This is a genomic window from Salmonella sp. SAL4457, from assembly GCF_046548235.1.
Classification (GTDB): Bacteria; Pseudomonadota; Gammaproteobacteria; order Enterobacterales; family Enterobacteriaceae; genus Salmonella; species Salmonella enterica.
This window is the reverse complement of sequence record NZ_JBGDZO010000019.1, coordinates 1-844: the sequence shown is the minus strand read 5'-3', so window position 1 is coordinate 844 and position 844 is coordinate 1. Positions and strand designations below refer to the sequence as shown.

The 844-nt window shown below is 49.1% G+C and carries 1 tRNA gene and 1 rRNA gene; both read left to right on the top strand.

From position 1 onward, the window contains the following. Positions 1–88 precede the first annotated feature (88 nt). Positions 89–164 (top strand) — tRNA-Ala (locus ACLJNW_RS22980). Between the two features lie 226 nt (positions 165–390). Continuing rightward, positions 391–844: ribosomal RNA gene (locus ACLJNW_RS22975) — 23S ribosomal RNA — on the top strand; the annotation flags it as partial.

The window sequence follows — 844 nt, the reverse complement described above, 5'->3', positions numbered from 1 at the left end:
GGTTAGAGCGCACCCCTGATAAGGGTGAGGTCGGCAGTTCGAATCTGCCCAGACCCACCAATTGTTGGTGTGCTGCGTGATCCGATACGGGGCCATAGCTCAGCTGGGAGAGCGCCTGCTTTGCACGCAGGAGGTCAGGAGTTCGATCCTCCTTGGCTCCACCATCTAAAACAATCGTCGAAAGCTCAGAAATGAATGTTCGTGAATGAACATTGATTTCTGGTCTTTGCACCAGAACTGTTCTTTAAAAATTCGGGTATGTGATAGAAGTAAGACTGAATGATCTCTTTCACTGGTGATCATTCAAGTCAAGGTAAAATTTGCGAGTTCAAGCGCGAATTTTCGGCGAATGTCGTCTTCACAGTATAACCAGATTGCTTGGGGTTATATGGTCAAGTGAAGAAGCGCATACGGTGGATGCCTTGGCAGTCAGAGGCGATGAAAGACGTGGTAGCCTGCGAAAAGCTTCGGGGAGTCGGCAAACAGACTTTGATCCGGAGATCTCTGAATGGGGGAACCCACCTAGGATAACCTAGGTATCTTGTACTGAATCCATAGGTGCAAGAGGCGAACCAGGGGAACTGAAACATCTAAGTACCCTGAGGAAAAGAAATCAACCGAGATTCCCTTAGTAGTGGCGAGCGAACGGGGATTAGCCCTTAAGCTTCATTGATTTTAGCGGAACGCTCTGGAAAGTGCGGCCATAGTGGGTGATAGCCCCGTACGCGAAAGGATCTTTGAAGTGAAATCGAGTAGGACGGAGCACGAGAAACTTTGTCTGAACATGGGGGGACCATCCTCCAAGGCTAAATACTACTGACTGACCGATAGTGAACCAGTACCG